The organism is Collinsella sp. SGI.178, from assembly GCF_050313495.1.
Classification (GTDB): domain Bacteria; phylum Actinomycetota; class Coriobacteriia; order Coriobacteriales; family Coriobacteriaceae; genus Collinsella.
In genome coordinates, this window is sequence record NZ_JBNPLM010000048.1 from 1 (window position 1) to 1,300 (window position 1,300).

Here is a 1,300-nt window from a genome sequence, read left to right on the forward strand (position 1 = left end):
AGTGGACGACCTCCTGCGGAAGGGCGTCACCAACTCGCAGGTGATATTCGAGCGGCTGCTCGGCCAGGGCTACGCCGGCGGCCTCACCACGGTGAAGACCTATATCGCCGCGCACCGGGACCTCGTGCCCGCGAAGAGGCGGCAGGTGGCCCCGCAGGGCTGCCGCGGGCAGCGCTTCAGGACGGCGCCCGGAGAGGCCTACCAGATGGACTGGGGCTTCGTCGCGGTCGAGCGCCCCGGCGGCGAGCGGGCGCGGATCGCCTGCTTCGCCATGGTCTGCCACCATTGCGGGAGCGCCCACGTCGAGTTCTTCCCGAACGCGCGCCAGGAGAACCTCCTCATCGGGATGCTGCACGCGTTCTCGGCGCTGGGCGTGCCCGCGACCGTGCTCACCGACAACATGAAGAGCGTGGTCGTCCGCCGCGATGCCGACGGCCGGCCCGTCTGGCAGGCCGACTACGCCGAGTTCATGGGCGTCGTCGGCTTCCGCACCAGGTTGTGCAGGCCGCGCCACCCCTATACGAAGGGCAAGGTGGAGAGACTCGTCCGCTTCGTGAAGGGGAACTTCCTCGCGGGAAGGTCCTTCACCGACCTTGACGCCCTCAACCGGGAGGCCGCCCTCTGGTGCGCCGAGCAGGGAGGCCGCTGGCGGCGCGCGGCGGCATGCGTCCCGATGCGCGAACACGAGGCGGCGTGCTCAGCAAACACCAGGCCGCTCGAGGTCACGGCCGAGGTCGAGCGGTACCTGTGCCCGCGCCGGAAGATCTCCTTCGACGGCTTCGTGAGCTTCGAGGGGCACCGCTACGGCGTGCCCTACTGGTACGTCCGTCGCGAGTGCAGGGTGAACCGGGAGGGGCGCGTGGTGCACATATACAGCGACGACCTCTCCCGCGAGCTCGTCGCCCACGCTGTCGGCACCGGCGCCGACAGCTGGTGCGAGGGGCAGTGGGAGACATCGCCGGCGCAGCCCGAGGAGCTACCGACCCAGCCGGTGGGGACCGTGGTCGAGCAAATCGCCCCGCCTAGGACGAAACCCGGTTTCGAGAGGTTCGACTTCGGGAGGGCCGAATGATGGCGGGCGCGGGGGCGAGCCCCTACGAGCTCGCGAGCGACGCCGCGTCGAGGCTCGGGATCGCCGTCGGGGCGGAGGAGCTCGCGACCCTCGCCTCGGACCTCGACCTCGGCGACGGGGAGATGGCCGCCGTGGCCGCCACCTTCTCCTACCTTGCGGAGAAGAGGAGGCTCGCCTCCATCGAGACGCTGCTGAGACTGAGCAGGCTGCCCAGGCGCGAGCCCAAGA

1 protein-coding gene and 1 pseudogene are annotated in these 1,300 nt (G+C 70.5%); both read left to right on the top strand.

Features of this window, described 5'->3' with window-relative positions; all coding sequences use genetic code 11:
• Positions 1 to 1,072 (top strand): IS21 family transposase (gene istA / locus ACQRAQ_RS08550; RefSeq protein ID WP_427794546.1); only part of this gene is annotated, 1,072 nt, incomplete at its 5' end.
• Positions 1,069 to 1,300: pseudogene (locus tag ACQRAQ_RS08555) on the top strand (ATP-binding protein); the annotation flags it as partial. The gene istA and the pseudogene ACQRAQ_RS08555, both read left to right, overlap by 4 nt.